The sequence below is a fragment of the Flagellimonas algicida genome (assembly GCF_049629585.1).
Taxonomy (GTDB): domain Bacteria; phylum Bacteroidota; class Bacteroidia; order Flavobacteriales; family Flavobacteriaceae; genus Flagellimonas.
On record NZ_JBMYIX010000003.1, the window covers coordinates 293,473 to 320,116 of the forward strand.

Below are 26,644 nucleotides of genomic sequence, written 5' to 3' on the forward strand. Positions count from 1 at the left end.
AAAAAGGATATGAAAAAAATAGTTTTAATAACAGTCGCAGCACTCTCTTTACTGAACTGTACTGATGACTTAAGTAGCGTAGTGGATTTCACCGATGTGGAGAACCCCACGCTTTCTGAGCAATCCGTTGTTGGACAGCCGAATTCTTCTGCTATTTGGTTAAGCGGAATAGAAAGAAATATGGGTTTTGTATACAACGAGATGTTGGTATTGGCCGAATTGGGTTCGGACAATTATGTGAACACCGAAACTTTCTTTAACCAGTTTTTGGACAATTTGGAGTTTCAACCTGCCGATCCAGACCTTAGGGATGCTACCCGTGAAGTGGCACGTCTTCGTGAAATGGCCATTTTTGGGTTGGAGACCGTAGGACCCGCCGATTCCGAGTATACAACAGCCATTGAGGCAGATTACAATTTTTACTTGGGAATGGCCTATCTATACTCTGCCATGTATTTTCCAGCGTTACCACAGGAGCCACTAGGCCCAATGGTAGCATCTGCACAACATTATCAGGATGCCATTGCGCAGTTTGATATTGCCATTGGCTTAAATGGTAGCGAAACCAAATATCACTTGGCAAAAGCAAGGGCCAATTATTATTTGGGCAATAAAGCTGCTGCGGTAGCTGCTGCCAATAATGCCTTGGCCATTAGCAGAACGTTTGATAATACCGTTAGATATGATGCGGCTGCTCCTGATTTGGTGCCAAATGGAACACAGTCTGACAATAGGTTCGAGGATGCATTGTACCAAAGGGGAACCTTTGACGATTTGCAGCCACTGCCCACCTTGGATTTCTTGGATCCCAAGTACTCCTACCTTTCTGATGAAGAGGATGCTCCCATTCACTATCTGAAGGCAGAGGAAGCCCTATTGATTTTGGCCGAAGCCAATTTGGCGGATAGCAATGTGCCTGCTGCGCAAGCTAACCTTACTGAACTTTTGGAGTTGATTGCAACCCGTGAAGTAAGAAGCGTTGATGATGCCATTGAGGGAAGAACCGAGGATACCCCTGGTTCTAGACCAGACAATGCAACTGTGGTTGTAAATGGTCGTGCAGGACTTGTATTGGACAGACAGAGTGGAGATGTGGATGTTCCTTCTGTTTCAGGAACTTCTTTGACGGCTGGTGAAATTGCAGGCCTTACTGCTGATGATGCTGGTTTGGAGTTGTTGTACAGAACAAGACAAGAGGTATTCATTGCCGAAGGACTTCGTTTTGTGGATATGGGATTGAAACTGATTGTTGATGAGAATGAAGTGTTGCAGAATGAAAATATTTCTGATGGTGACTTGGGAACAGTTGCCTTGATTCCTCCATTTATTGATGCGATCAAGACCCAATTGGATGCAATTACTTATGATGCAGGAACCGGAGTGGCAACCACTGCGGTAAATGTAAACGAAATTTTGGTGGCTAATAAGTCTTCAGAATTTGTATTGCCTTTCCATTAATATATCTATTATTTGATATAGCTCAGAAAGTGGCCAGTTTTAACTGGCCATTTTTTGTTTGCGAAAGCACGGATTGAAAATCAATTTCGACCAAGGTCAAAATAGAAAAATATTGACCAAAACTTAACCTTAAGAAGGATGGTCGGTTCCACTTAGTTTGTTTATTTTATTGCAGGAGATACAACCATGTATAGGCTGCATCTGGGTTGCATATCCTATGTGTTTTTAAAAAGAATAAATGCACCTTGTTATGGCAATAAAACTTAAACGAATAATCTTACTTTTTGGACTTGTGGTGATGAATACGGGTTTGGGGCAAGAACTGCCCCGCACCTATAAGGCTCCTGAGTTTGATTTGGAATGGCGTAAGCCCACAAAACATCCTGATAGAATTGTCCTTTCCTATGGTGAAGACCCTGCAAAATCGGCCAGTGTTACTTGGCGTACTACAGCTGAAATAGACGCGGCCTATGCCGAGGTTGCAATAGCAACCGCCGCTCCTAAATTTTGGCGGAACGCACAAACCATAAAAGCGGTTACCAACACTTTTGATGCTACAAATATCGATGAGGCCGAAGTATTGGCAAATTACCATTCGGTATGGTTTACGGACTTACAAAGTAACACCACCTATGCCTATCGTGTCGGGGATGGCAAGCGATGGAGTGAATGGATTCAATTCAAGACAGCGCCGGAGGAAAGTAAGGACAAGTTTTCATTTTTATATGTTGGGGATACGCAAAACTTTATCCTGGAACTATGGTCGCGCTTGATTAGGGAAGGCTATAAAAAAGCTCCAGATGCAAAATTTATTGTTCATGCCGGGGATTTGGTGAACAATGCCCATAACGAGCAGCAATGGCAGGAATGGTTTGATGCAGGCGGGTGGATTCACGCCTCCATCGGTGCTTTTCCAATTCCAGGAAACCACGAATATCGGAATTTAGGTCCCGAAGCTACTGAAAGGAGCCTGTCCGTACAATGGGAACATCAATTTACACTTCCAAAAAATGGCCCGGAAGGATTGGAGGAAACAGCCTATTATATGGATTATCAGAACATGAGAATCATTGGGTTGAACAGCAATACAGATCATCAAAAACAAGCCGAGTGGGTAGATAAGGTACTTTCTGAAACAGATAAGGAGTGGAAGGTGGTTACCTTTCACCATCCCTTGTTTTCTGCCTCGGATGGCAGGGACAATAAAGAATGGCGAGAGTTGATGAAACCCATTTTTGACAAGCATAAGGTTGATCTTGTCCTACAGGGTCACGATCATAGTTACGCCCGGGGTAGGGTCTCTCCCAATGAGAATGTTTTGGATGGGGTAAATATGCGCGACAAGACAGGAACGGTATATGTGGTTTCCGTAAGTGGTGGTAAAATGTACGGCTTGCGTAAAAACGCATGGGAAGGGTATGATGCTGAAAGAGATCGGGCCGCGGAAAACACCCAATTGTTCCAAGTAATCACCATTGAGGATAATAGATTATCCTTTGAATCGTATACGGCTATTGGGGAATTGTATGATGCGTTCGATTTGGTTAAAAAAGAAGGTTTGCCCAATGAGTTTGTGGAAAGAAACAATGAGGCCATTGCGGAGCGGAGATTTTCCAACACCATCCCTTACCAAGATCCCCTGCCGAAAGAATTGGAGCAATTGGTATTGTCAAAATACCCTGGATTTCAAGTGTCACGGGTGACATTCGTCAACGATAAGGATTTTACCGGATATAAGGTCCGATTGGACAAAGGAGAGGAGAGGAAAGAACTCTCGTTGGACGTCAACGGAACAATTTTGGATTGATTTGATTTTTTAAGTCAGGTTACTTTTGAAAAAGACAATGGGTACAATTCTGGAGGCATTGTTCCTACCCGAATCCAAATAGACCATAACTTTAATGATAGGCTATAACGATTGTGTGTGGCTAAAATAAAAATCCCTAATAACCAGTAAGTTAAAAGGGATTTCTGTACTCGAGGCGGTACGTTAAATAGTGAAATTCAATAAACCGTAATTTTCTTAAATGCCTATTATCCCTCTATATATGGGTCTAAATCTGTTCGCTACAGTTTTTATTTGTTCATAAAAATTCAAAAACGGTTAACTTTTGGTTAACTGCATAGGTGATTTAAGGTTAACTTTGGTCATATAAATTCTGAATTATGGCCACGGTAAAGTTCTTAATTCAAGGTAGACAAGACCCAGCTAACATAATTGTACAGCTTTCCATAGGTAGGGGAAAGGTGTTCAAACGGAAATCTAGCCTTAGTATCAGTCCTAAGAAATGGAATGCCCCATTAGGCTCTACGGGGATGCCCAAGAAGAATGATGTAAACAGTAAGAATGTTAACATTAAGCTTGAAAAACTCTCCACCTATATTAAGGAAAAACTAAACGAAGCTGAATCTTCTGGATATGGGATTGATGGCAATTGGTTACAGCAACAAATCGATAATCACCATAACAAAGTACCCGAGAAGGATAGAAGGCTGTTAACGGTTTGCATTCAGCATATTATTGATACGGCCCATAGAAGGGAGAATTCACAGAAGAAGGCTGGATTGTCCGAAAGAAGGATAAAGGGGTACAAAACCTTTCTGGGTGTTGTTGAAAGGTTCCAGGAATACAAGAGGGCCAAAATCCACGTCAACCAAGTAACCATTGAATTCTCCAATGAATTCAAGGACTGGCTTTATTCCCAGAACTATTCCACCAATTATATAGGGAAGAATATTGATAACCTGAAAACCGTCTGTAAAGATGCTGAAATGAGGCAAATCCCTACGTCCGATACCTGGAAATTGATAACTACCATGAGCGAGGCCAAGACGGAAGAAGAAATCATCTTTTTATCTGACCTGGAACAGGAGAAAATAAAGAATACAGAGCTAGAGGGGGAGGCTTTGAGAAATGCCCGTAAATGGCTTCTATTTGGCTGTCAGATTGGGCAGCGTGGCAGTGATTTGTTGGATGTTGAAGAAAGCCAATTCATTGAGAAAAATGGAGTGGTTATTGTTCCGATAAGGCAGAAGAAAACTGGTAAAAGGGTTAGCGTGGCATTGACCCCAAGAGCCAAGGAAGCGATTGCCGATGGATTTCCCTATAAGATCTCGCTTCAGAAGTTCAACACCCATATCAAAGAGATTTGTAAGCAGGCAGAGATAAATGAACCAACACCCGGAAGGAAGCGGCCATCTTCAAAAGAAAAAGGAAAGTCGGCAAAGATATTACCATCCGTGAAAGGGATTTACCCTAAATATGAATTGATCGGCAGCCACGTTTGCCGCCGTTCCTTTGCATCAAATTTTTTCGGGATTATACCAACACCGATACTGATCAAAACAACTGGCCATTCAACCGAAAGGATGTTCTACAAATACATTGGGAAGGAACCTGATGATTACGCTTATGAATTTGCCGATTATGTTCAAAAGCTCCAAAGCAAAGAAAACAAGGAGCCAAGTTTCACCGTGATTAAATCTGCTTCAAATGAGTGATGAAAGTGAATCAAAAAAGCTTCTGGGCCAAAGAGAAATTATTAAAACGAAATGGCATAAACGAATAGAGGATATGTCAATGAAAGAAATTGACGAGCTTGGGGATGACTTCTATGTAAAACAGTTTAAGGATAACGGACGGCTCCATATCCAGCGGTTGAAAAAGTACGATGCGGGTATGAAAGAAATGGACGAGCTTGGGGCGTTCCTTGACCGTTGGAAGGAAATTTATCTTCATGTCAGTAGTCAACTCACTGAAAAGGAAATTCGGGTATATAATTCACTCACAAGGACCAGAATTAAAAAACTTAAAACCCTTAATGAAGATGTTGATATAGTCCTGGAGGATATTGCTGAGTTTGAAAAGGATATCGAAAGTCAATTTGTTTCCGATGACTCAGGTAAAAAGAAGGCTGAAAAGTGGAAAGATACCATACCGTACCAGGTAATGAGAAAGTTTGCCACAGGTGAGATACAGGAACTTAGTAAGCAAAATTTATCAGCCCCAGAAATCGCCAAAAAATTATTTCCTCAAACAAAGCCTGAAGCCTTTAGACCATATATTTCAGATTCTTTAGGAGAAAACAAATATAGAGGCGGAAAAAGTATATTTTCATTAAACAGTTCTTATCAAAGATGTTCTATAGTAGCAGAGGAGCTTAAGAAAGAAGGAAAAGAAGTATCCCCCGATTTTATAGCTATTATGAACGAAATCAAACCAGATTAAAAAATAGTACTATAATCAGTACTGGTACTGGGGTTTAGTACCAAAGCCAAATTTGCAATTTGCGGCCATTGTTAAAGATTACAACTATGGATGCACAGCAGATTACACTTCACGCAATTTCACCCGATGAGCTTTTGGACAATATCAAATCCATTGTTGCAGAAGCCATTTCCCAATCCAAGAAAGAAGAACCTCAACAAGAGGAGAACTTGACAACTAAAGAGGCCATGAGCCTTTTGAATTGCTCAAAGACGACTTTATGGAAGTGGGAAAAGCTAGGTAAAATCCAGAAATACGGACTAGGTAGAAAAACCTACTTCAAAAGGAGTGAGTTGTTGGCTGCAATCCAACCCATCGATAATTAATCAAAAAACCCTCTAACGGCCTGGACGCCAACGAGGGTTTTTACATAACTGTAGCTATGACAAAGATAGTGATTGCAATAGTTGGAATGTAGATAGGAACGTAGAAAGTTCCTTTATGCGTCCACTTGACACGATTCGGGGAACTTTTATAAAGGTGGTAGAATGAGGCGAGTAGAAACCACCAGGCCAATGCGAAATCGAGATGGCCCTACTCAAAGCAGCATGATGCGGATTAAGCTCGAAACCCTTTTCAATCATGTTAGAAAAAGGGACCTGATATGCTCCGAAGGCTTTACGCTGGACAGAAAGATTAGGTATATGCAAGTCTTAGGGCTTGCTATACCCTTCAGCAACCGAGCATTATCTAAACAGTAAGATTAAAACAAAGAAAGATGAAAGAACAGATGTCAGTTAAAAACGAAAGGCCGATTACTGAAGCCCTTTTGAAATTGATTAAAGGCAAAGGGAAGTTGATAATACCAGCCGCCGATGTGGTCAAGAAACACTCTGATGGCAGTATTACAATAAAAATGAAGATGGATGAGATTTTAGCAATTAGGTTACTTGAGTTCACCAATAGTGATAACCCAAAACTTGCCAAGGAAGCTGCCGAATTAGTTGCATCCTACATTCTGGCTTATCCAAAAGGAAGTTAAACTAACATGAAGTAGCTATGCCATTTGATAGTAATACAGCAGCAGAAGCGGGATCTAAATCATCCAGGAAAGGTACGCCCAACAAAACCACTGCATCAATTCGTAGTAGAATCCAAATGTTGGTTGATAGTGAATATGATGAGATTTTGAGTGATTTAAAGGAGCTCTCGCCCAAGGATAGGGTGAACGCATTTATTTCTCTCTTAGAATATGTGCTTCCCCGTCTTAATAGAAGCCAAGTAGAGGACATCTCTTTCGATGTACAAGCCTTTCTCCAATTAAGCCGAGGTGAACGATTAAAGCGTATTGCAGACCTTGAAAAAGCACAGATTAAGAAAAATCTAAAGCAGTATGGAGGACAAGACTAAACTCGAATTAATGAAGTCTCTGGCCGATATGCCAGAAAGACCGGGATTGTTACCGATACCCTGCATATTTGATAATGACCCCTTTGTTGAGGTTCCCCACCAGGTCACTAAATATGTTCAAGAACTGGGCGGCACAATCGATTTGGAGAAAGACGGGCGTATGCGAATTGATCACTACATAAAACTTTTGAAAGAGTACAGCTTAGATCATTTGATGATTGCCCCCATCACCATATACAGCACAATTACGAATGAAGAAGCAAAGTCAATCAAAAAAAGTATAGGAAGAACAGATTACTAACATTTAAAACTAAAAACTATGAAAGCAACGAGACGGCTCTGGAAGCCCAAAGCAGAACAGACATTTCAAACGGTCCTGGCCGAAGAATTGGTTTTCCCTGACCTTATCGCAGGTGAGGATCCCCAAGAAGGTGATAAAGTTTACCTGGATGGCCAGAAGGCAACTGGCACCTACCTTATGCCCGGAGGGGAAACTATTATCGCTGAAGATGGGATAGTGGTGGAAGTTATTGAGGCTACTGAACAAGTGGTGGCCCAGGTCGAGCAGTTTATCAACAAAAGGAAGAATAACAGAAAAATCAAATCAAAATGGAAACAACAAAGCAAGTAACACGGGAATTTCTTTATCGGAATGATGAAGTAATTGAAAGGACTATCGATCAGTATCAGCAATGGGCGGATGAAGCAAGCAACGCTTTGAACGAAGCGGGAAAGCTGCTCCCTAAGCCACTTTCTAAGGAACAGAAGGAAGAATTGCTAGAAAAGGGATGGAGCGCATTAGAAAGCATGATACGTAACGAATATGGGTTCCCCAATGGAGACGTGGACACGATATTAAAACTCCAGGGGCTGAACGGATATGCTGCGAAGGATGCACTTGCAAATGTTCCGAATCGCTACCACGCGGTTGGCGGCTTTGTTATTACCGATAACGGTCTTGAATTAGCCCCTGACAGCGTTGAAAAGATTAAAGAGGGCAATACCTTTTTCACAAAGAACGAAATGCAGTCTGAAGCCCTGAAAATGGCCGAATCGCTGTGTGGTGTCCTCAATGATGGATTCAACAAGGGATTGATCAGCTACAATGAAAGAAACGTCCTGATAAACGCCCTTCCAAAGTTGATTCAGTTGACATCGGCAAGGAAGGAAGACCAGGTGTTTGTACCAAATACGAGAAAGATTGCCCAGATGCGGGCATAGTCTTTAGTTTGCTCTTTTTTGTTTTTTCTTAGATGGAAAGCCGTCCTCATTTATTGGGGGCGGTTTTTTTGTCAGTTATTTCCGTACTTTTAGGTATATTACATCAATAAAAATTACTCCCCCTAGTTTTTGATGGTTCATTTAAATTTATTGAAGTAAAATGAGATTAGTTAAAGCCAGAGTCCAGAATTATAGGAGCATAGTAGATACTGGAGAATTTGAAATTGAGGAGTTAAAAACGATAATGGTCGGCCCGAATGAAGCAGGTAAGACCGTACTGTTAAAAGCATTACAGCAACTTAATAGACCGAAGGAGGTCAAGGGATTTGATGTAATTAGGGATTACCCTCGTTCTCTATATAATAATATTACTACAGGTAAAGTAAAGCCAGAGAATGTAGAGGTAGTGAGGGGCTATTTTAAACTTGATGAAGATGACAAGGCTAAAATCCCTAGCGAGTTTCATGGATGCACTTACGTAACTTGGCGTATGCTCAATGATGAGGGATTTCACAAACTACTGGATGCTCCCAAACGAACAACTTATGGAGATGTAAAGAAGGATTTACTTAGAACAATTGCCCACTTAGACAAGCAGTTTATTGATGAAGAGGGGGTGGAAACCACAAAAACTAAGCCTAGTGAGGAGCTTGCCAAGATAATCAACGAGTTTTCGGACTCCACTATTTTCAAAACTCAAAACTCTAAGGCATTACTTAAGTTTTTGGATGATAAGTTTGCTCTGATTGATGAGGACAATCACAAAGAGGAAGAAAGACACGCCAAAATAGTTGAGCAGATAAAAAAGAATGAGGCATATGATGAAGTTTTGTCAACTTTAGCTCGTCGTGAACCTGTTTTTGTTCTTTTCAACAATTATTTCAAAGTAAAGCCCTCGATACACTTGGAGCATCTAGCCGATAGAGTCGAGCAAGGATTATTAGATGACGATTATTACGATTATGGTAATTTATGTTTGTTGAAATTGTTAGGTTTTACTGCAAGGGAGTTATCTAAAATTGGTAGTACTAAAAGTCCTGATGCAGGAGACGCAGATGCTTTGCAAAAATATAAGGACACTTTAGACCGAAGAAAGTATCAATTAAATGCTGCGGGTATTGAATTAACAAGAGAAATAAGAACAATTTGGAACCCTAACCCAGACAGACCCGAAGCTGATGAAATTAGAATAACTGCCGACGCACAATACTTATCAGTAGTAATAGTTGACGAATTAGGTGTAGAAATAGAGTTGGATCAAAGATCTGAGGGCTTCCAATGGCTTGTATCTTTCTTTGTTGTTTTCTTTGCAGAGGCAATGGACAAACACGAGAATGCAATCCTACTTTTAGACGAGCCTGGTATGAGCTTGCACGGATTAAAGCAACGTGATTTTAGGGAGACAATATCGAGGTTGTCAGAAACCAATCAAACAATATATACCACGCACTCGCCTTTTTTGGTAGGTCCAGATGAATTAGACATAGTTAGGGTAGTTGAACTAAAGGACAGAAAAGTAGGTACTAAAGTTCACTCCACTATATCATCCAGCGACCCCGCCGGATTATTGCCTTTACAAGAAGCGTTAGGATATGATTTGGCACAGAGTTTATTTAGTCAACAAAAGAACCTAATATTAGAGGGCTTAACGGATTATTGGTATATTGAAGCTACTTCATCATTACTTAGGGAAGATAAGGTGGTTGATTTAGATGAGAAGATTGCCTTAGTATTTGCAAATTCCGCTGGTAAGGTTGTCTACTATGCCACTATTTTACATGCCCACAAATTAAAGATAGCCGCTTTACTTGATTCTGATGCTGCTGGGGACCAAGCTGCGCAACAAGAAAACTTGGTTCACACCCTAGGTAACAAAAGGATTCTAAGAACTAAAGACTACTGTTCGGGAATACCAAAAGCAGAAATTGAAGACATGCTAAGAGAGACTTTAATAGGTATAGTTAAATCTGAATATGGCGTGGATTGCAAACCAACTTCTGATGCGCAACCATCGAGGCCCATTGTGGATATTTTTCAAGCTGAAGTGCCTGATTTCAGTAAATATAGATTGGCCAAGTATTATTTAAAATGGTGCAAAACTAATGATTCCTCTAAGTTAACTGCTGGGGAGTTGGAAAACTGGAAGAACTTAATTCAGGTTATAAACAAGGTGCTTAAATAAAAATTGATGTGTTTACAGTACAGGGAAGCTATTGAAAATAATAATCCAACCGATAATGCAGAGGAGGCTGAACTTAGGGCGATGCCAGAGCTACTAAGGGCAAAAGAGGCATTAATGAAATTTCATAAAGTGGATCAAAATGATATTCAATCGAGAGAGATAATTGCTAATCATCAATTTGGAGATAATTTGCAAGGTGCATATCAGAGATTCCATGTTGTTAAGAATGAAGTTGTAGTAGAAGCATTGGAGTTTTTTTACAGCTATGATGGAACATTCATCAATGTATTCTCAGACCATCCAGATGTTTTTTAGTCAAAAGAAAAGAACTGATTGGCTAAATAGTTAACCTTAGGTTAACTTTAAAACCTAAAAACCCCCGTAAAAACAGGGGTTTCTGTACTCGAGGCGGGACTTGAACCCGCACGGGCAAAATGCCCACAGGATTTTAAGTCCGGCGTGTCTACCAATTCCACCACTCGAGCCTGGACTTGAAACAAAAAAACGCTGCAAGCAGCGTTTTAGAGCGAAAAACGGGATTCGAACCCGCGACCTCCACCTTGGCAAGGTGATGCTCTACCAACTGAGCTATTTTCGCATTTTAAAGAACCCTGCACTTTTTTCAGTGCGGATGCAAATTTAATGTTTTTCTCTAAAACAGAAAGAATTTTTTTAAGAGGATGCTGTTTTCTTTTTACCCAGCAAACGTTTGATCTCGTTTAATTTCATCAAGGCTTCCACCGGGGTCAGCGTATCTATGTCCAAATGAAGGATTTCCTCCTTGATTTCCTCCAACAAGGGGTCGTCCAAATTAAAGAAACTCAACTGCATTTCATTTTGGGCCATCTGGAGTTTATCCGTCATTTCCTCACTGGAATGCGATTTTTCCAGCTTTTTAAGGATTTTATTGGCCTTTTGGATCACCTGTTGGGGCATGCCGGCCATCTTGGCTACATGGATTCCAAAACTGTGTTCGCTTCCCCCAGGTACCAATTTCCGAAGGAAAAGCACATTGTCCTTCAATTCCTTTACCGATACATTGTAATTTTTGATTCGGGAAAAAGTGGCCGTCATCTCGTTGAGCTCGTGGTAATGGGTGGCAAAAAGGGTCTTGGCGCGTGCCGGATGCTCATGGAGGTATTCCGATATGGCCCACGCAATGGAAATACCGTCATAGGTACTCGTGCCCCGGCCAATCTCATCCAAAAGAACCAAACTACGCTCGGATAAATTGTTGAGGATGGAGGCCGTTTCGTTCATTTCCACCATAAAGGTGGATTCGCCCATGGAAATATTGTCACTGGCCCCCACACGGGTGAAAATTTTGTCCACTAGACCAATCTTGGCCTCTGAGGCGGGCACAAAGCTTCCCATTTGCGCCAAGAGTACAATCAAGGCCGTTTGCCGTAAAATGGCCGATTTACCACTCATGTTGGGCCCGGTGATCATGATGATCTGTTGCTCCTCCCGGTTCAGGAGTACATCGTTGGTCACATAGCTCTCGCCCAAGGGCAATTGTTTTTCAATGACCGGATGCCGTCCCTCTTTGATGTGGAGTTCGGTGGATTCATCAACCACGGGTTCCACATAGCCATTTTCCTTGGCCAGTTGGGCAAATCCACATAGGCAATCCAATTGGGCAATCAGATGGGCATTTTGCTGGACAGGGGCAATGTATTCCTGCATCCACATCAAAAGCTGTTCAAACAACTGCTGTTCCAGAATAAGAATGCGCTCTTCGGCCCCCAAAATCTTGGCTTCGTATTCTTTGAGCTCTTCGGTGATATAGCGTTCCGCATTGACCAAGGTCTGTTTGCGGATCCAACTTTCCGGGACCTTGTCCTTGTGGGTGTTTCGCACCTCAATATAGTAGCCAAAAACGTTGTTGGAGGCAATTTTGAGTGAAGTAATACCCGTTTCCTTGGTTTCCCGCTCCAACATTTTGTCCAGATAATCCTTCCCGGAAAAAGCCAAGTTGCGCAACTCGTCCAACTCATCCGAATACCCTTGGGCAATGGTATGGCCTTTGGCCAGGTTTACAGGGGCTTCCTCATTGAGAACCTCCTTGATTTTGGACCGAAGGGCCTCGCAGGCATCCAAACGTTCCCCAATGCGCTGTAAAGAGGTGTTTGGACTCTGTTGGGCCAAGTGTTTGATGGGGACCAAGGCTTCCAAGGAATTTTTAAGCTGTACCACTTCCTTGGGATTGATTTTTCCTGTGGCCAGTTTGGAGATGAGTCGTTCCAAATCGCCCATGGGTTTGATCCAATGCTGTATTTTTTCGAGGGATTCTTCCTGATCTTTTAAATGGGCGACCACTTGGTGGCGTTCCCGAATCCGTTCCTTGTTTTTTAAGGGAAGGGCCAACCAACGCTTCAACAATCTTCCGCCCATGGGGGAGAGGGTCCGGTCGATGATGTCCAAAAGCGTAACCGCATTTTGGTGGGGGGAATGGTACAGTTCCAGATTACGGATGGTAAATCGGTCCATCCAAACATATTCCTCTTCTGCAATACGCTGGACTCTATTGATGTGTTGCAGTCGACTGTGCTGTGTCTCGGACAGGTAATGCAGTACCGCGCCGGAAGCAATAATGCCTTGGCCCAAATGTTCTATCCCGAAACCCTTAAGGGTTTTGGTCCCAAAATGGTTGTTGAGGCTCTCTTGGGCATAATCCTCTTGGAAAATCCAATCCTCCATAAAGAAACTGTGGAACTGGTTGCCAAAAACCTCCACAAACTCTTTTTTGTGGCTTTTGGAGACCAATACCTCATTGGGGGCAAAGTTTTGGAGCAACTTGTCCATCTGTTCCGCAGAACCTTCCGCGGTTAAAAACTCACCTGTGGAGATGTCCAGAAAGGAAATTCCCATTTTGGTCCTTCCAAAGTGAACGGCACACAAAAAGTTGTTGCTCTTGGCAGAAAGGATATCATCGTTAAGGGCCACCCCCGGGGTTACCAGTTCCGTTACCCCACGTTTTACAATGCTTTTGGTCTGTTTGGGATCCTCCAACTGGTCACAAATGGCCACGCGTTGCCCCGCCTTGACCAATTTTGGGAGGTAGGTGTTCAGGGAGTGGTGCGGAAAACCTGCCAATTCCGTTTTGTCGCCGCCATTGTTCCTATGGGTAAGGATAATGCCCAAGATCTTGGCAGCTTTCACCGCATCATCACCAAAAGTCTCGTAGAAATCCCCAACACGGAACAGCAATAGGGCATCAGGATGTTTTACCTTGATGGCATTGTACTGTTGCATTAAAGGGGTAACCTTCTTTGTTTTGTTCTTGGCTGCCAAAGCGATATTATTCTTTTATTTTTGCCCTGTTTGGGTAAAGTTGATTATAAAACTCGTTGTCACATCGAGCGCAGTCGAGATGTTTTTTGTTGACCTTTCGACTGCGCTCAAGACGACAAAAAACCATTGGTTAGGGATTTTGTCAAACAAAACACCTTACACCACGGGATGTTGGAACGAATATATCGTTTTCATCATCCATCAAAAATTTTTGTTGATATTTTGGACGGAATGGTTAAAAAAATGAATCGGAAACTGGAAAACAGTGAGTTGGGACGATTGGATGTGGAAGCGTTCAAGGAAGCGGAAAAAACACCGATCATATTGGTGTTGGACAATATCCGAAGCCTGAACAATATTGGTTCGGTGTTCCGTACGGCCGATGCGTTCCGAATCCAAAAAATATATTTATGTGGTATTACCGCCACCCCACCCCATAAGGACATCCGTAAAACCGCCTTGGGTGCCACGGAGAGTGTGGATTGGGCGTATAGGGAAAGCACCTTGGAGTTGGTAGGTGAATTGAAAACGATGGGCGTCCATACCATTGCCGTGGAACAGGCTGAAAATGCCACCATGCTGAATGATTTTGAATCCAAGCCCCATGAAACCCTGGCCCTGATTTTTGGAAACGAGGTAAAAGGGGTTTCCCAAGAGGTGGTCACGGCCTGCGATACGGTTTTGGAAATCCCGCAGTTTGGGACCAAGCACTCGTTGAACATATCGGTAAGTGCAGGGATAGTTGTGTGGGATCTATGGGCTAAACATGACTCCCAAAAACAAAAAAGCCCTGAATAAATCAGGGCGGAAATATATAGTTTGAGTTAGTTAGTTGCTCGATTAGCGGCGTCTAATAAAATAAAACCATTCGTTATATCCAAACATTTTCTAAAAATTTTGCTAAAAAGATAGGGAGAGGATGTTGTCTTCCAACCGTTCCAGAATGATTTCATAATCCGATGGATTGTTGACAAAATCCAGCTCGCTCAAATCCAGCACAATACTGTTCTGGTTGGGCAGGGTCTTAATGAAATCAAGGTATCCCCGATTAATTTTCTCTAAATATACAGGGTCTATTTTCTGCTCATAATCCCGTCCCCTTTTCTTGATATTGGCCAAAAGACGCTCCGTATTTTGATAGAGATATAGATAAATATCCGGTTTTTTCACCTCCTTGTACATAAAACTAAAGACCTTTCGGTACAAGTTGAATTCATCGGCTTGTAAGGTGATTTTGGCGAAAATGAGCGATTTAAAGATATCGTAATCACTTACCATAAAGTTCTTGAAGAGGTCAAATTGGGAGGTGTCATCGGTAAATTGTTGGTAACGGTCCGCCAAAAAGGACATTTCCAACGGAAAGGCATAGCGCATTTGGTCTTCATAAAACTTGGGAAGGAAGGGGTTGTCCGCAAAACGCTCCAATACCAATTTGGCATTGAAATCTTCGGCGATCATTTTGGAAAGGGTGGTCTTTCCGGCACCAATGTTCCCTTCAATGGCAATAAACTGCAGTTGTGAAAAAAGCCCCGACCTGTTTCGAAACAACTTATACGAGGTTTTCTTCAATTTGCTCTTGTCCCTACACTCCTGTAACAAGTTGCGTATGTCTTTGTTGAGTACAGGGTGATATAACTGTGGAGCAATATCGCCCAAGGGTTTCAGTACAAATTTCCGATGCTGCATCTGCGGGTGGGGGACGATCAAATCGGGTGTGTCAATGATTTGCTTCCCATAAAGGATGATATCAACATCCAAGGTACGGGATTGGTAGCCCGTATTTTGCGTACGATCTCTGCCAAAATCCTTTTCAATCCGTAAAACCGCCTGTAAAAGTTCCGAAGGGGGCAACGGGGTTACCAAGGCAATGCAGATGTTCAGGAAATCATCACCCTCAAACCCCACAGCCGGATTTTCATAAACCGAAGAAATGGCCAAAATATCACCTACCTCACGTTGAATCCGAAAAAGCGCCTTTTGGAGCGTTGCGTACCGATTGCCCAGATTACTGCCCAGTGAAAGATATACGTGTTGAGATTGACCCATATCAAAAGGACAAAGTAAACAAAACAATGCAACAATGGTTATATTTGGGGTGGAATAAATTTATGCTGGATGAACTTTTTAAGAAACCTTTTGGCCTCCATTTTGGGATCTTTGGTGGCCTTTGGAATTGTGATGGGGATGTTTTTCATTTTTATTGCCCTGATTGGCAATATGGAAGATGGAGTGGTGGTAAAAAAGAACTCGATTCTGGAGTTGCGTTTTATGGCACCGATCATGGATTATACCGGAAAGGACGAGAACAGTCCCTTTGCCGGTCTTTGGGACGAGGAATTGGGGTTGGACGAAATCATCCATGCCATAAAAGTGGCCAAGGAAGATGCCAATATCAGGGGCATTAGCTTAACCACCAGTTTTTTGCAGGCTGGGGTGGCCCAGACCCGGGAGATACGGGAAGCGCTGTTGGATTTTAAGTCTTCCGGGAAATTTGTGATGGCCCATTCGGATTTTTATACCCAAAAAGACTACTATCTGGCCAGTGTGGCCGATGAGGTGTACCTAAACCCCGTTGGGACATTGGATTTTAAGGGGCTTTCCACGGAAATCCTCTATTACAAGGATTTTCAGGAAAAAACGGGGATAAAAATGGAGGTTATCCGACATGGGAAGTACAAAAGTGCCGTGGAACCCTTTTTGTCCAATACCATGAGTGCGGAAAACCGTTTGCAGATCAAAGAATTGATCACCTCCATTTGGGATGTTATTGTGGAGGATGTATCGGCCACGCGAAACATAAGCCGTGAAAACCTAAATATCATTGCAGACACCTTGGGAGGCAGAACCCCAAAATATGCAGTAGCTTCCGGATTGATTGATGGGGATCTGCATTTTGATGAGTACGAAAACCTATTGCGCAATGCAATGGGGGTAAGTCAAGGTGAAGATTTGAACTACATTGAATTTGAAGAATACGTTCGTCTGGCCCATTGGGAAAAAGTACATACGGGTACCGATAAAATAGCCGTGATCTATGCCCAAGGAGAAATCTTTTATGGGGATGGCGGAAAGGATTTTTTGGGGCAGGGACTTATGGTGGATGCCCTGCACAAGGCAAAAAATGACAAAGATGTCAAGGCTATCGTACTTCGGGTGGATTCCCCGGGCGGCAGTGCCTTGGTTTCCGATATCATCTGGCGTGAAATTACACTGGCCAAGGCGGAGAAACCGGTGGTCGTTTCCTTTGGAAACGTGGCCGCATCCGGCGGGTACTATATTGGAGTGGCCGGAGACAAAATATTTGCGGAACCTACCACCATTACTGGTTCCATTGGGGTATTTGGGACCATTCCCAATATCCACGAACTGGCAGGAAACATAGGAATCAATGCCGAACAAGTGGGTACCAACAAAAATTCCGTGGACTATTCCCTGTTTGAACCGATGAACGATTCGTTCCGGGATGTGGTACAAGAAGGAATAGAGGATACCTACAACACTTTTTTGCAACGTGTGGCCGAGGGAAGAAAGATGAGCTTGTCCCAAGTGGACTCGTTGGCCCAGGGTAGGGTATGGAGTGGGGTGGATGCCCAAGCCAATGGACTCGTGGATGAACTCGGTAATTTGGACGACGCCATAGCCGCTGCAGCAGATATGGCCGGGTTAGGTAATTATGGTATTCGGAAATACCCCAAATATAAGTCCAATTTTGAACGGTTCATGGACGATTTGGGCGGCATGGAGTCCAAAATAAAAGCGTCACTGATCAAGGAAGAAATCGGTGGCGAAGCCTATCAAATCCTAAAGGAATTCAAACAAGCCTCGGAACAAAAAGGAATCCAGGCCCGGATGCCTTTCAGTCTCAATATTAAATAACGAATGACGCAAGCAGATAAGAAAAAAGCGTTTTCGATTTATCTCTATATGGGAGCCTTGTTCATCACTTCCTTGGTGGTGTCCAACCTTATTTTTCAAAAGTTCTTTTATTGGAACCCCTTTGGGGAAGTCACTGTTTTTGGGGCGCCCCTTTTTGAGCTTTCGGTGGGGATTTTGCCCTATCCCATCACTTTTTTGATCACGGACCTTATTTCCGAGATTTACGGAAAGCGAAAGGCCAATCAGGTGGTAACTGCCGGGATTTTTGCCTCGGTGTTTTCTATGGCGATCATTTTGGTGGGCAATTATGTGCCGGCCATACCCTCCTCGCCTGTGGATGATGTTACCTTCACCAAGGTATTTGGTTTGTCCCCTTTGGGTGTTTTGGCTTCCATGTTGGCCTATTTGGCTGCGCAGTACATCGATATTTCCATTTACCATTTCTGGAAAAAGATGACCGATGGCAGGATGTTATGGCTTCGGAACAATTTTTCAACCTTCACATCGCAGTTTGTGGATACGTTTACCGTGGTGGGCCTCCTCTGTATTTTTGGGGTATTGCCCTGGGACAAGTTCTACGGATTGGTCATCAGTGGATTTGTTTTCAAGGTGATCATAGCGCTGTTTGACACCCCTCTGCTCTATTTTTTCGTATATCTGATGCGGAAAAGATTTAACTTAAAAATAGGGGAAGAGATTCCGTTGGATTGAAATCTTCTCCTTTAATTTGTTGTAAAACATCATCTTATGAAGAGAAAAGTCCTGAAGATTACCGGAATAACCCTACTTATCCTACTTGCCCTGATCATTGCCCTGCCCTTTTTCCTTCAGGGAAAGATTGAGCAGATCATCAAAAACAAGGTCAACAACAGTATCAATGCCACTTTGGATTTTGAGGAGGCCGATTTGAGCTTGCTCAAAAGCTTTCCCAATGCCAATGTGGAGCTCACCAACATTTCTTTGGTCAACAAGGCGCCTTTTGAAGGGGATACCCTATTTGCCTCTGGGGAAATTGAGTTGAAACTGTCCATTAAGGAGCTCTTTAAATCGGCAGAGGAGCCCATTGTGATCCAAAGTTTAAATGTGGACAAGGCCAAACTCCACATAAAAGTGGATGAAAACGAGAATGCCAATTACGACATTGGTAAGGCAGATGAGTCAGCATCGACCGATGCATCTGAAGACTCGGGGGGCAATTTTACCTTGGCTATGGATGCCTATGCCATTACCAATTCCGAAATCATCTATGATGATATGGCCACGGGAATGCGTTTGGCCCTGTTGGAAATGAACCATTCGGGAACCGGGGACCTTTCCTTGGAAAAATCGCAGTTAAAGACCTTGACCGATGCTTTGGTGTCTTTTGAAATGGACAGCACAAAGTATCTCAACAACCATAAGGTTTCCTTGGATGCCCTGATTGATATTGACCTTAAGGAAAACAAGTATTCCTTTTTGGAGAACAAGGCGATGATAAACCAATTGCCCTTGGTGTTTGATGGTTTTGTAAAGTTGAATGACGATAATCAGGAAGTGGATGTAACCTTCAAAACCCCATCTTCCGACTTTAAGAACTTTTTGGCCGTGATTCCAGAGGTGTACTCCAAAAATATAGAGACGGTACAGACTACTGGAAATTTTGAGGTGAACGGGCAGTTCAAGGGTATTGTGGATGATACGCACATTCCTGCGTTCAACATCAAGATCAATTCCGAAAATGCCTCTTTCAAGTATCCAGACCTGCCCAAATCGGTGCAGAATGTGTTCATCGATACGGAAATCAACAATACTACGGGAATCACCGAGGATACCTATGTGGACATCAAACGATTGTCGTTTACCATAGATCAGGACAAATTCAATTTGACCTCCAAGATCCGTGACCTTATGGGGAATACCAAGGTGAATGCCCACATGGATGGCAGAATCAATCTGGCCAACATTTCCCAAGCCTATCCCGTACCCGAGGATTACAATCTAAAGGGTATCCTGAATGCGGATGTGACCACGGCCTTTGATATGGAATCGTTGGAGAAGAAACGTTACCAGAACACCAAAACAACAGGGAAGGCATCGGTCTCGGGGTTTGAATACGCTTCGGAGGAACTCAAGAATCCGGTGGCCATCAATACCGCTTCGGTCACCTTTAATCCCAATACGGTAACCTTGGATTCCTTTGAAGGAAAAACGGGAAGCACGGATTTTGATGCCAAGGGTACATTGACCAACTTACTCGGGTTTATGTTCAATGATGAAAAAGTGGAAGGGAACTTTTTGCTGGCCTCCAACACTTTTGCCTTGAACGATTTTATGGTTGAGGAAGAAGTGGAGAGTGAAGATCAGAATGGGACCACTACCGCTCCAGAAGGGGAGGAACGTATCAAAATCCCATCCTTTTTGGATTGTACCATTGACGCCACGGCAGGTACGGTACTGTATGATAACCTAAAATTAAAAAACGTTAAGGGTAAACTGACCATCAAGGATGAAACGGCCACCGTTCAGAATCTTACCTCGGACCTTTTTGGAGGTACTTTGGGGATGAAAGGGTCGGTGTCCACCAAAGAAGCGGCCTCAACCTTCAACATGGACTTGGGGATGAGCAATTTTAATATTGGGGAATCATTCCAGGCTTTGGAACTGTTCAAGACACTTACCCCCTTGGCACAGGCACTCCAGGGAAAACTCAATTCCCAAATTAAGATCGGTGGAAACCTGAAAGACGATTTCACACCCAACTTGGCCACTATTTCAGGGGATTTGTTGGCAGAACTCCTATCCACTAAAGTGGATGCCCAGAAAGCACCCTTGCTTTCGGCCTTGGACAATAAATTGAACTTTTTGAATACCAAGGACCTTGATTTACAGGGATTGAAGACCGCCTTGAGTTTTGAAAACGGTACGGTAAAGGTGAAACCATTCACCGTAAACTATAAGGATATTGCCGTAAATGTTGATGGAGGCCATTCGTTTGACCGTCAGATGCAGTACAAAGCCACGTTGGATGTGCCGGCCAAGTATCTGGGTAGTGAGGTGAACAAGCTCATTGCGCAGATGAACGATGAAAGTTTAAAGGAGGTCACCATTCCTGTTACGGCAAACATAGGAGGGAATTTTACCAGTCCAACCGTGACCACCGATTTGAGCTCCAGCGTAAAGACCTTGACCACGAAACTGGTGGAAATCCAAAAACAGAAATTGGTCAATCAAGGAAAAGATAAGGCCAAGGACCTGTTGTCCGATGTGTTCAAGAAAGACAATACCGATTCCACTGCCACCCAATCTTCTGGGGTTAAAGAGGCCTTGGGGAACCTTTTGGGCGGTGATAAAGCAAAAGATACCACAACCACCAAGACCGAGGAGGACCCGGTAAAGAATACAGCCAAATCCATTTTAGGGGGATTGTTGAAAAAGAAAAAGGATACAGTCAATTAAAAAAAAGGTGCGGTTTTAACCGCACCTTTTTTTATTGTTCCAACTCTTGGTCGATGACTTTAAGAATGGATTCCAACTGAAATAGCAATGGGTTGTAATGCTCCGTTTCCGTGGATTGACTTGTAATGATAAACATCAGGATATTGTTTTGGAATGTAGTGGATTCCAATACGGATAAATTGCTGATGGCCTTTTCATCCACAGGGATTCCCAATTTTTCGGACATGCCGGTATGGTCCAGGATGGTTCGGATACTATGACCTTCATCCCTAAAAGCATTGACCGTACTGTTTCGTTGTTCGTCCTGCATTTGTTCTTGATTGGAAATGTCGTCTATGGTGGCGATCCAATTGGTCAGCTTAATCCTTAGGGAGTTGTTGTTGATGTCCTTAAGGCTTCCGGAATTGATCATTTCATTGAGAAGGGAGTTGTTGGGGTTAAAGAAGATATCATAGGCAAAGGCCGTGACGAAGAGTTCGGATAGTTTTTGCTCCGAAGGACTTTCTTTTTGGTCCATAATCTTTACAATCTCAATAGCGGCATTGTAGCTGTTTGTATTGAATCTGATCAATTCCTCCAGTTTCAATTTACTGGTTTCAAACTCTTCTTTTAACCCCTTGAGGTACACCTGTTCTTTTTCCCGTTTGATTCGTTGTTCATTGGCGTTGTTAATGGCCAAGGCAATGAGAATACCAATCACTACAAGGACGATTTCCCCAAGGGCATACAAGAGGTAATTGCTGATTTTTTTTTCAGCAATAAGACGCTGCCGGATTTTTCTAAAGAACTTTAGCATGGGAGGTTGATTAGGTCAAAATTCTCTACAAGACCTTGCTATTTATGCTTCATTTTTTCCAAAAAATTGACCATTTCCTTAAGGCTGTCCTGTAGTTCGTCATAGCCAATAACATCACCGATGGACATTAGGTCAAGTAAACTTTCCTTTGTTTTGGTTTTCACGGATTGCTCCAAAAAATCCAATGAACCCTGTACTTCCTGGGACGGGTTCTCAATGCGTTTCAGCATTTTGAGAGTATGAAGGGATTCTTTTGGCATTTCTTGAGTTTGTGTGTAAGTTATTAGATTTTTACAGATTTGCTTTGTAAGATACCTAAAACTGTTTAGTTGATCGTTATCCCTACATAATACCCTTCACTACCCCTTACATTAAATACGGTATTGTCCTCAAAAATTAAATATTGCCCTTTTATGCCCTTCAACATTCCCTTGTAGCTTGGGGTTTTGTCCAAGTTGAGGCTTTTTACTTTTTCTGGGTATTGCAGTACGGGGAACTCTAGGTTGGTCTCGGAATTATCCTCAATAAAATATTGGGAAACTTCTTCAGGGATATAAGGTTTTAGTTTACTGCGCCATTCGGTCAGGTCCAGATCTTCTATATCGTTCTTTAGCATTTTCTGCCAACTGGTCTTGTCGCTCACATGGTCTTTTAGGGCCACTTCCGTGATACCGGCCAGATAACGGTTGGGGACTTCCACAATTTCAATGGCCTCGTGGGCACCTTGATCGATCCAACGGGTGGGCACCTGCGATTTTCGGGTCACCCCCACCTTTACATTGCTAGAGTTGGCCAAATAGACAATGTGGGGTTGCAATTGCATCCTTTTTTCAAACTCCAGATCACGATCTTCTTGGTCCAAATGGGCCGTGCTCAACTCGGGTTTCATGATCCATTCCCCGGCGGTGGGGGTTTCATAAAAACAGGTCTTGCAAAACCCTTGTCGGTAAATGGGTCGGTCCTGTCCGCAATTCAGGCATTGGAATTTGATGAAATCAATCTGAACCTCTTTGTTCAAGGCTTGGTTCATGTTGATGAAATCGTTCTCAAAGACCAAAAAATATTGGATGGGACTTCTATTTTCGGTTTGCATCTTGCGCAGGACCCCTTCGTAAAGCATAGCGGAATGAATGTTTAAAACTGATTTGAAAATGCGGGGCAGAAAAGCTATTTTAGCTATTGCACCCAACTGAATTTCTTGGTTAAATATACCTAAAATGCCAATACCATTATTCAATTCCATTGCTTCTTGGTTACTACGGAAGCGTTATCACCAGATAGAACTTTTTTTAAAGTACCCCTTGGATGTTCAGGATGAGGTATTGCGCCATCTAATGGATTTTTCCGAAGACACCATGATCGGGAAGCAATATGGCTTTAAGGATATGCCCAAATATGATGAATTCAAGAACAGGGTGCCCATTGTGGGTTATGAGGATATTGCCCCGCTGATTGAACGAACCCGAAAGGGAGAACAGAACCTGTTTTGGCCCACAACCATTAAATGGTTTGCCAAGAGTAGTGGTACCACCAACGCCAAGAGCAAGTTTATTCCGGTGAGCATGGAAGCTTTGGAGGATTGTCATTACAAGTCTAGCAAGGATTTGTTGTGCCTTTACCTGAACAACAACGAAAATTCCCAATTGTTCACAGGGAAGAGCCTTAGATTGGGGGGGAGCAAGGAACTTTATGAGGACAATGGTACTTTTTTTGGAGATCTCTCCGCTATTCTGATCGACAACATGCCCCTTTGGGCCGAATATAGTAGCACCCCCAGCAACAAGGTTTCGTTGATGAGCGAATGGGAGTCCAAACTGGAGGCCATTATAGAGGAGAGCATCCGAGAGAACGTGACCAGTTTGGCGGGGGTGCCTTCGTGGATGTTGGTATTGCTCAACCAAGTGTTGGAAAAGACGGGCAAGAACCATTTGTTTGAGATATGGGAAAACCTTGAGGTGTATTTTCACGGAGGGGTAAGTTTTATACCCTACAAAGACCAGTATAAAAAGCTTCTGCCACGAAAAAAATTCAATTACTATGAGACCTACAATGCCTCCGAGGGCTTTTTTGGCATTCAGGATAGGAACAACTCAGATGACCTTCTTTTGATGTTGGACTATGGGATTTTCTATGAGTTTATCCCCATGGATTCCTATGGAAATGAAGAAAATGCCATTCCACTTTGGGAAGTGCAACTTGGGGTCAACTATGCCATGGTGATCACTACCAACGCCGGACTTTGGCGCTATAAAATAGGGGACACTATTCGGTTCACCTCCAAGGATCCCTACAGGATACGGATCACTGGTCGAACCAAACACCACATCAATGCTTTTGGCGAGGAACTGATCATTGAAAATGCCGAGGAGGCCCTAAAGCAGATTTGCCAGAAAACCGATGCGGAGATCATGGACTATACGGCAGCACCCATTTTTATGACCGGAAATGAGAAAGGGGCCCATGAATGGATCATTGAGTTCAGGAAACCCCCGGAAGATATCGCCTACTTTACCGAGTTCTTGGACAATGCACTTAAGTCTTTGAATTCCGATTATGAAGCGAAACGGTACAACAACATTACCTTAAAGATGCCTAAAGTACACATGGCACGCAAAAATCTATTCCACGATTGGTTAAAGTCCAAAAACAAGTTAGGGGGGCAACATAAGATACCACGATTGTCCAATGAAAGGGCTTATTTGGACGAATTGCTGCAAATGAATATGCAATAAATTGTCTTGTTTTGTAGTTTATCCTTGTTTTACGAAAACGTTTTCGTAATATTTGACCTTTTATCGAACAAAGGTTTCTTTTGGACAAATAAAAATGGTCTTTCTACGTTTAATGTTGAAATTCCCCACGCAAATCTTTGTAAACACACTAAACCATTACATCATGGCAGAAAAACTCGTCGTTGTTTCAGATATGTGGGGAGCCAAGAAGGGACTTTGGATCGCTTCCTACTTTGGATACCTGCAACAATACTATGATATTGTATTTTATGACAGTCAGCAATTGGGCAATATTGATGTGCCCATATCCACAGAAGAGAATATACATAGGGCTTTCGTGGAAGGTGGCATTGAAACTGCAGTGGCCCACTTGTTAAAGAAGGAATCGGAGCCGGCCCATTATCTCGCGTTCAGCACCGGGGGTACCATAGCGTACAAGGCAGCTTTAAAGGGCTTGCCCATGAAATCATTGACGGCCATTTCGGCCACAAGGATTCGATTGGAGAATGATAGCCCAAATACTTCCTTGAATTTGGTATATGGTGAATCTGATGAATTTAAGCCGACCCATGATTGGGCCAATAAGATAGGGGCAGACCTAACTGTGGTTCCAAATTTTGGCCATCAGTTGTATTCTGATGAGAAAATCATCTCCCAAGTATGTATGGAGCTCTTGGAGCAAGTTACCCGAAAAGCGATTTAACCTTTAGGATACTACTTTTAGTTTTTTGATGGTCTCGTAGGAAAGTTTTTCCTCGGCATAGGCCTTGGTTACCTTGAACTCGGTCTCATCACTGCTGGGAAGGGTGAACATGGCATCCGTAAAAACTGCCTCACAAAGGGAACGAAGTCCTCTGGCGCCCAACTTGTATTCCACAGCCTTTTCCACAATGTAGTCCAAGGCTTGTTCGGTGATGGTGAACTTTATACCATCCATGTTGAACAGTTTTTCGTACTGTTTGATGATGGCATTCTTGGGCTCTGTTAGGATAGCTCGTAAGGTTTTTGCATCAAGAGGGTTCATGTGCGTGAGCACGGGTAGCCTACCAATGATTTCCGGAATAAGACCAAACTCCTTCAAATCTTTTGGGATGATGTATTGGAGGATATTTTCCTGATCCAATTTTTCTTCCGCTTTTGATGCGCTATATCCAACAGCTTGCATGTTCAAGCGTTTGGTGATGATACGTTCGATACCGTCAAAGGCACCACCAGCTACAAAAAGAATATTTTCGGTATTGACCTCGATAAATTTTTGGTCGGGATGCTTTCGTCCACCTTTAGGTGGAACGTTCACAACGGTACCTTCCAATAATTTTAGAAGCCCCTGTTGTACTCCTTCTCCCGAAACGTCTCGGGTAATGGATGGATTATCACTCTTTCGTGCAATCTTATCGATCTCATCTATAAAAACGATACCCCTTTCGGCTTTTTCCAAGTTGTAATCAGCAGCCTGGAGCAAACGGGTAAGGATGCTTTCCACATCTTCCCCAACGTAACCTGCTTCGGTAAGTACCGTGGCATCAACAATGGCCAAGGGAACATTGAGCATACGGGCAATGGTCTTGGCAATCAGGGTCTTTCCGGTCCCGGTCTGCCCTACCATGATGATGTTGCTCTTCTGGATTTCTACGTCGTTGTCCTTGCTCTTGGGTTGCAACAATCGCTTGTAGTGATTGTAGACCGCAACGGACATGACTTTTTTGGTACGCTCCTGTCCAATGACAAAAGTGTCCAAAAAGTCCCTGATCTCCATTGGTTTTTTTAGGACCAGTTCGGAGGATAGATCTTGGTTTTTGGATTGTTTGGATTCCTCAGCAACAATACTGTGTGCCTGTTCTATACAACGGTCACAAATATGCGCATCGAGCCCTGCAATCAGAAGATTGGTTTCAGGCTTTTTTCTACCACAAAATGAACATTCCAAGTTTTCCTTTGCCATATCAATATCAAATCAACATATATGTTCCAACCACTAATAACGCAAAAAAAATGGGTTTGGTCTACGTTATGGGGTTGCTTTTATTGGGTTT

The 26,644-nt window shown here is 42.9% G+C and carries 24 protein-coding genes and 2 tRNA genes; 18 read left to right on the plus strand and 8 right to left on the minus strand.

Annotated elements, in window-relative coordinates:
• Window positions 1-9: 9 nt before the first annotated feature.
• From ACPD8L_RS15115 to ACPD8L_RS15170, 12 genes are all read left to right on the plus strand, one after another.
• Window positions 10-1,458 carry a hypothetical protein gene (locus ACPD8L_RS15115; protein ID WP_147300825.1) on the plus strand — a complete coding sequence of 483 codons (1,449 nt, stop codon included), beginning with the start codon at window positions 10-12 and terminating at the stop codon, window positions 1,456-1,458.
• 250 nt (window positions 1,459-1,708) lie between these two features.
• On the plus strand, window positions 1,709-3,265 hold the full coding sequence (locus tag ACPD8L_RS15120; RefSeq protein ID WP_423944268.1) for a purple acid phosphatase family protein: 1,557 nt from the start codon (window positions 1,709-1,711) through the stop codon (window positions 3,263-3,265).
• A gap of 359 nt (window positions 3,266-3,624) precedes the next feature.
• Window positions 3,625-4,959: a tyrosine-type recombinase/integrase gene (locus tag ACPD8L_RS15125; RefSeq protein WP_423944271.1), complete on the plus strand. Its 1,335-nt coding sequence runs from the start codon at window positions 3,625-3,627 to the stop codon at window positions 4,957-4,959.
• Window positions 4,952-5,686, plus strand: a complete 735-nt coding sequence (locus tag ACPD8L_RS15130) for a hypothetical protein (protein WP_423944274.1) — start codon at window positions 4,952-4,954, stop codon at window positions 5,684-5,686. The genes ACPD8L_RS15125 and ACPD8L_RS15130 overlap by 8 nt, the downstream gene beginning before the upstream one ends.
• 86 nt (window positions 5,687-5,772) lie before the next feature.
• On the plus strand, window positions 5,773-6,051 hold the full coding sequence (locus tag ACPD8L_RS15135; protein WP_423944277.1) for a helix-turn-helix domain-containing protein: 279 nt from the start codon (window positions 5,773-5,775) through the stop codon (window positions 6,049-6,051).
• Window positions 6,052-6,443: 392 nt separating this feature from the next.
• Entirely contained in the window at window positions 6,444-6,707 is a 264-nt protein-coding gene (locus ACPD8L_RS15140; RefSeq protein ID WP_423944279.1) for a hypothetical protein, read from the plus strand.
• Between the two features lie 116 nt (window positions 6,708-6,823).
• On the plus strand, window positions 6,824-7,075 hold the full coding sequence (locus ACPD8L_RS15145) for a hypothetical protein (RefSeq protein WP_423944281.1): 252 nt from the start codon (window positions 6,824-6,826) through the stop codon (window positions 7,073-7,075).
• Window positions 7,059-7,376, plus strand: a complete 318-nt coding sequence (locus ACPD8L_RS15150; protein WP_423944283.1) for a hypothetical protein — start codon at window positions 7,059-7,061, stop codon at window positions 7,374-7,376. Before ACPD8L_RS15145 ends, ACPD8L_RS15150 begins: the two co-directional genes overlap by 17 nt.
• An 18-nt stretch (window positions 7,377-7,394) precedes the next feature.
• Window positions 7,395-7,706 carry a hypothetical protein gene (locus ACPD8L_RS15155; RefSeq protein WP_423944285.1) on the plus strand — a complete coding sequence of 104 codons (312 nt, stop codon included), beginning with the start codon at window positions 7,395-7,397 and terminating at the stop codon, window positions 7,704-7,706.
• Window positions 7,685-8,296 carry a hypothetical protein gene (locus ACPD8L_RS15160; protein WP_423944287.1) on the plus strand — a complete coding sequence of 204 codons (612 nt, stop codon included), beginning with the start codon at window positions 7,685-7,687 and terminating at the stop codon, window positions 8,294-8,296. Before ACPD8L_RS15155 ends, ACPD8L_RS15160 begins: the two co-directional genes overlap by 22 nt.
• 160 nt (window positions 8,297-8,456) lie before the next feature.
• Complete coding sequence (locus ACPD8L_RS15165; protein WP_423944290.1) at window positions 8,457-10,478, plus strand: AAA family ATPase; 2,022 nt, start codon at window positions 8,457-8,459, stop codon at window positions 10,476-10,478.
• Between the two features lie 6 nt (window positions 10,479-10,484).
• A complete protein-coding gene (locus tag ACPD8L_RS15170; protein WP_423944293.1) occupies window positions 10,485-10,793 on the plus strand; it encodes a hypothetical protein in 309 nt (102 codons plus the stop codon).
• Window positions 10,794-10,878: 85 nt separating this feature from the next.
• On the opposite strand, the gene ACPD8L_RS15175 is transcribed toward ACPD8L_RS15170, so the two are convergent.
• From ACPD8L_RS15175 to mutS, 3 genes are all read right to left on the minus strand, one after another.
• Window positions 10,879-10,963 (minus strand) — tRNA-Leu (locus ACPD8L_RS15175).
• 40 nt (window positions 10,964-11,003) lie between these two features.
• Window positions 11,004-11,076 (minus strand) — tRNA-Gly (locus tag ACPD8L_RS15180).
• A 74-nt stretch (window positions 11,077-11,150) separates the two neighbouring features.
• Entirely contained in the window at window positions 11,151-13,733 is a 2,583-nt protein-coding gene (mutS, locus tag ACPD8L_RS15185) for a DNA mismatch repair protein MutS (RefSeq protein ID WP_423944296.1), read from the minus strand.
• Between the two features lie 282 nt (window positions 13,734-14,015).
• On the opposite strand from mutS, the gene ACPD8L_RS15190 reads away from it, so the two are divergent.
• Window positions 14,016-14,570 (plus strand): RNA methyltransferase, encoded by a 555-nt coding sequence (locus ACPD8L_RS15190; protein ID WP_423944299.1) that lies wholly within the window; start codon window positions 14,016-14,018, stop codon window positions 14,568-14,570.
• A 102-nt stretch (window positions 14,571-14,672) separates the two neighbouring features.
• Here ACPD8L_RS15190 and folK read toward each other — a convergent pair whose 3' ends face one another.
• Window positions 14,673-15,818, minus strand: coding sequence for a 2-amino-4-hydroxy-6-hydroxymethyldihydropteridine diphosphokinase (gene folK, locus ACPD8L_RS15195; RefSeq protein WP_423944301.1), 1,146 nt, complete (start codon window positions 15,816-15,818; stop codon window positions 14,673-14,675).
• Between the two features lie 69 nt (window positions 15,819-15,887).
• Between folK and sppA the strand changes: the two genes are divergently transcribed.
• Genes sppA through ACPD8L_RS15210 form a run of 3 tightly spaced genes read left to right on the plus strand, consistent with a single transcriptional unit; the run spans window position 15,888 to window position 21,083 of the window.
• Window positions 15,888-17,648 carry a signal peptide peptidase SppA gene (gene sppA, locus ACPD8L_RS15200; RefSeq protein ID WP_423944304.1) on the plus strand — a complete coding sequence of 587 codons (1,761 nt, stop codon included), beginning with the start codon at window positions 15,888-15,890 and terminating at the stop codon, window positions 17,646-17,648.
• Between the two features lie 3 nt (window positions 17,649-17,651).
• Window positions 17,652-18,359 (plus strand): queuosine precursor transporter, encoded by a 708-nt coding sequence (locus tag ACPD8L_RS15205; protein WP_421810868.1) that lies wholly within the window; start codon window positions 17,652-17,654, stop codon window positions 18,357-18,359.
• A 36-nt stretch (window positions 18,360-18,395) separates the two neighbouring features.
• Window positions 18,396-21,083, plus strand: coding sequence for an AsmA-like C-terminal region-containing protein (locus tag ACPD8L_RS15210; RefSeq protein ID WP_423944307.1), 2,688 nt, complete (start codon window positions 18,396-18,398; stop codon window positions 21,081-21,083).
• 31 nt (window positions 21,084-21,114) lie between these two features.
• Here the strand turns inward: ACPD8L_RS15210 and ACPD8L_RS15215 are convergent, their stop codons facing one another.
• From ACPD8L_RS15215 to ACPD8L_RS15225, 3 genes are all read right to left on the minus strand, one after another.
• Window positions 21,115-21,879 (minus strand): DUF6090 family protein, encoded by a 765-nt coding sequence (locus ACPD8L_RS15215; protein ID WP_421810870.1) that lies wholly within the window; start codon window positions 21,877-21,879, stop codon window positions 21,115-21,117.
• 38 nt (window positions 21,880-21,917) lie between these two features.
• Window positions 21,918-22,109: a hypothetical protein gene (locus ACPD8L_RS15220; RefSeq protein WP_421810871.1), complete on the minus strand. Its 192-nt coding sequence runs from the start codon at window positions 22,107-22,109 to the stop codon at window positions 21,918-21,920.
• Between the two features lie 95 nt (window positions 22,110-22,204).
• Complete coding sequence (locus ACPD8L_RS15225; RefSeq protein WP_421810872.1) at window positions 22,205-22,999, minus strand: DUF2797 domain-containing protein; 795 nt, start codon at window positions 22,997-22,999, stop codon at window positions 22,205-22,207.
• Window positions 23,000-23,096: 97 nt separating this feature from the next.
• Between ACPD8L_RS15225 and ACPD8L_RS15230 the strand changes: the two genes are divergently transcribed.
• Together ACPD8L_RS15230 and ACPD8L_RS15235 are read left to right on the plus strand one after the other, a co-directional pair.
• Window positions 23,097-24,611: a GH3 auxin-responsive promoter family protein gene (locus ACPD8L_RS15230; RefSeq protein WP_293303033.1), complete on the plus strand. Its 1,515-nt coding sequence runs from the start codon at window positions 23,097-23,099 to the stop codon at window positions 24,609-24,611.
• A gap of 163 nt (window positions 24,612-24,774) precedes the next feature.
• Window positions 24,775-25,314, plus strand: coding sequence for a hypothetical protein (locus tag ACPD8L_RS15235; RefSeq protein ID WP_116217667.1), 540 nt, complete (start codon window positions 24,775-24,777; stop codon window positions 25,312-25,314).
• A 3-nt stretch (window positions 25,315-25,317) separates the two neighbouring features.
• Here the strand turns inward: ACPD8L_RS15235 and clpX are convergent, their stop codons facing one another.
• Window positions 25,318-26,553, minus strand: coding sequence for an ATP-dependent Clp protease ATP-binding subunit ClpX (gene clpX / locus ACPD8L_RS15240; protein ID WP_116217272.1), 1,236 nt, complete (start codon window positions 26,551-26,553; stop codon window positions 25,318-25,320).
• Window positions 26,554-26,644: the final 91 nt, after the last annotated feature.

Bases quoted from the DNA above. Each gene is read 5' to 3' on its own strand.
- ACPD8L_RS15115 (WP_147300825.1), top strand. From the start codon at position 10: ATGAAAAAAATAGTTTTAATAACAGTCGCAGCACTCTCTTTACTGAAC.
- ACPD8L_RS15120 (WP_423944268.1), top strand. From the start codon at position 1,709: ATGGCAATAAAACTTAAACGAATAATCTTACTTTTTGGACTTGTGGTG.
- ACPD8L_RS15125 (WP_423944271.1), top strand. From the start codon at position 3,625: ATGGCCACGGTAAAGTTCTTAATTCAAGGTAGACAAGACCCAGCTAAC.
- ACPD8L_RS15130 (WP_423944274.1), top strand. From the start codon at position 4,952: ATGAGTGATGAAAGTGAATCAAAAAAGCTTCTGGGCCAAAGAGAAATT.
- ACPD8L_RS15135 (WP_423944277.1), top strand. From the start codon at position 5,773: ATGGATGCACAGCAGATTACACTTCACGCAATTTCACCCGATGAGCTT.
- ACPD8L_RS15140 (WP_423944279.1), top strand. From the start codon at position 6,444: ATGAAAGAACAGATGTCAGTTAAAAACGAAAGGCCGATTACTGAAGCC.
- ACPD8L_RS15145 (WP_423944281.1), top strand. From the start codon at position 6,824: ATGTTGGTTGATAGTGAATATGATGAGATTTTGAGTGATTTAAAGGAG.
- ACPD8L_RS15150 (WP_423944283.1), top strand. From the start codon at position 7,059: ATGGAGGACAAGACTAAACTCGAATTAATGAAGTCTCTGGCCGATATG.
- ACPD8L_RS15155 (WP_423944285.1), top strand. From the start codon at position 7,395: ATGAAAGCAACGAGACGGCTCTGGAAGCCCAAAGCAGAACAGACATTT.
- ACPD8L_RS15160 (WP_423944287.1), top strand. From the start codon at position 7,685: ATGGAAACAACAAAGCAAGTAACACGGGAATTTCTTTATCGGAATGAT.
- ACPD8L_RS15165 (WP_423944290.1), top strand. From the start codon at position 8,457: ATGAGATTAGTTAAAGCCAGAGTCCAGAATTATAGGAGCATAGTAGAT.
- ACPD8L_RS15170 (WP_423944293.1), top strand. From the start codon at position 10,485: ATGTGTTTACAGTACAGGGAAGCTATTGAAAATAATAATCCAACCGAT.
- mutS (WP_423944296.1), bottom strand. From the start codon at position 13,733: ATGCAACAGTACAATGCCATCAAGGTAAAACATCCTGATGCCCTATTG.
- ACPD8L_RS15190 (WP_423944299.1), top strand. From the start codon at position 14,016: ATGAATCGGAAACTGGAAAACAGTGAGTTGGGACGATTGGATGTGGAA.
- folK (WP_423944301.1), bottom strand. From the start codon at position 15,818: ATGGGTCAATCTCAACACGTATATCTTTCACTGGGCAGTAATCTGGGC.
- sppA (WP_423944304.1), top strand. From the start codon at position 15,888: ATGAACTTTTTAAGAAACCTTTTGGCCTCCATTTTGGGATCTTTGGTG.
- ACPD8L_RS15205 (WP_421810868.1), top strand. From the start codon at position 17,652: ATGACGCAAGCAGATAAGAAAAAAGCGTTTTCGATTTATCTCTATATG.
- ACPD8L_RS15210 (WP_423944307.1), top strand. From the start codon at position 18,396: ATGAAGAGAAAAGTCCTGAAGATTACCGGAATAACCCTACTTATCCTA.
- ACPD8L_RS15215 (WP_421810870.1), bottom strand. From the start codon at position 21,879: ATGCTAAAGTTCTTTAGAAAAATCCGGCAGCGTCTTATTGCTGAAAAA.
- ACPD8L_RS15220 (WP_421810871.1), bottom strand. From the start codon at position 22,109: ATGCTGAAACGCATTGAGAACCCGTCCCAGGAAGTACAGGGTTCATTG.
- ACPD8L_RS15225 (WP_421810872.1), bottom strand. From the start codon at position 22,999: ATGCTTTACGAAGGGGTCCTGCGCAAGATGCAAACCGAAAATAGAAGT.
- ACPD8L_RS15230 (WP_293303033.1), top strand. From the start codon at position 23,097: ATGCCAATACCATTATTCAATTCCATTGCTTCTTGGTTACTACGGAAG.
- ACPD8L_RS15235 (WP_116217667.1), top strand. From the start codon at position 24,775: ATGGCAGAAAAACTCGTCGTTGTTTCAGATATGTGGGGAGCCAAGAAG.
- clpX (WP_116217272.1), bottom strand. From the start codon at position 26,553: ATGGCAAAGGAAAACTTGGAATGTTCATTTTGTGGTAGAAAAAAGCCT.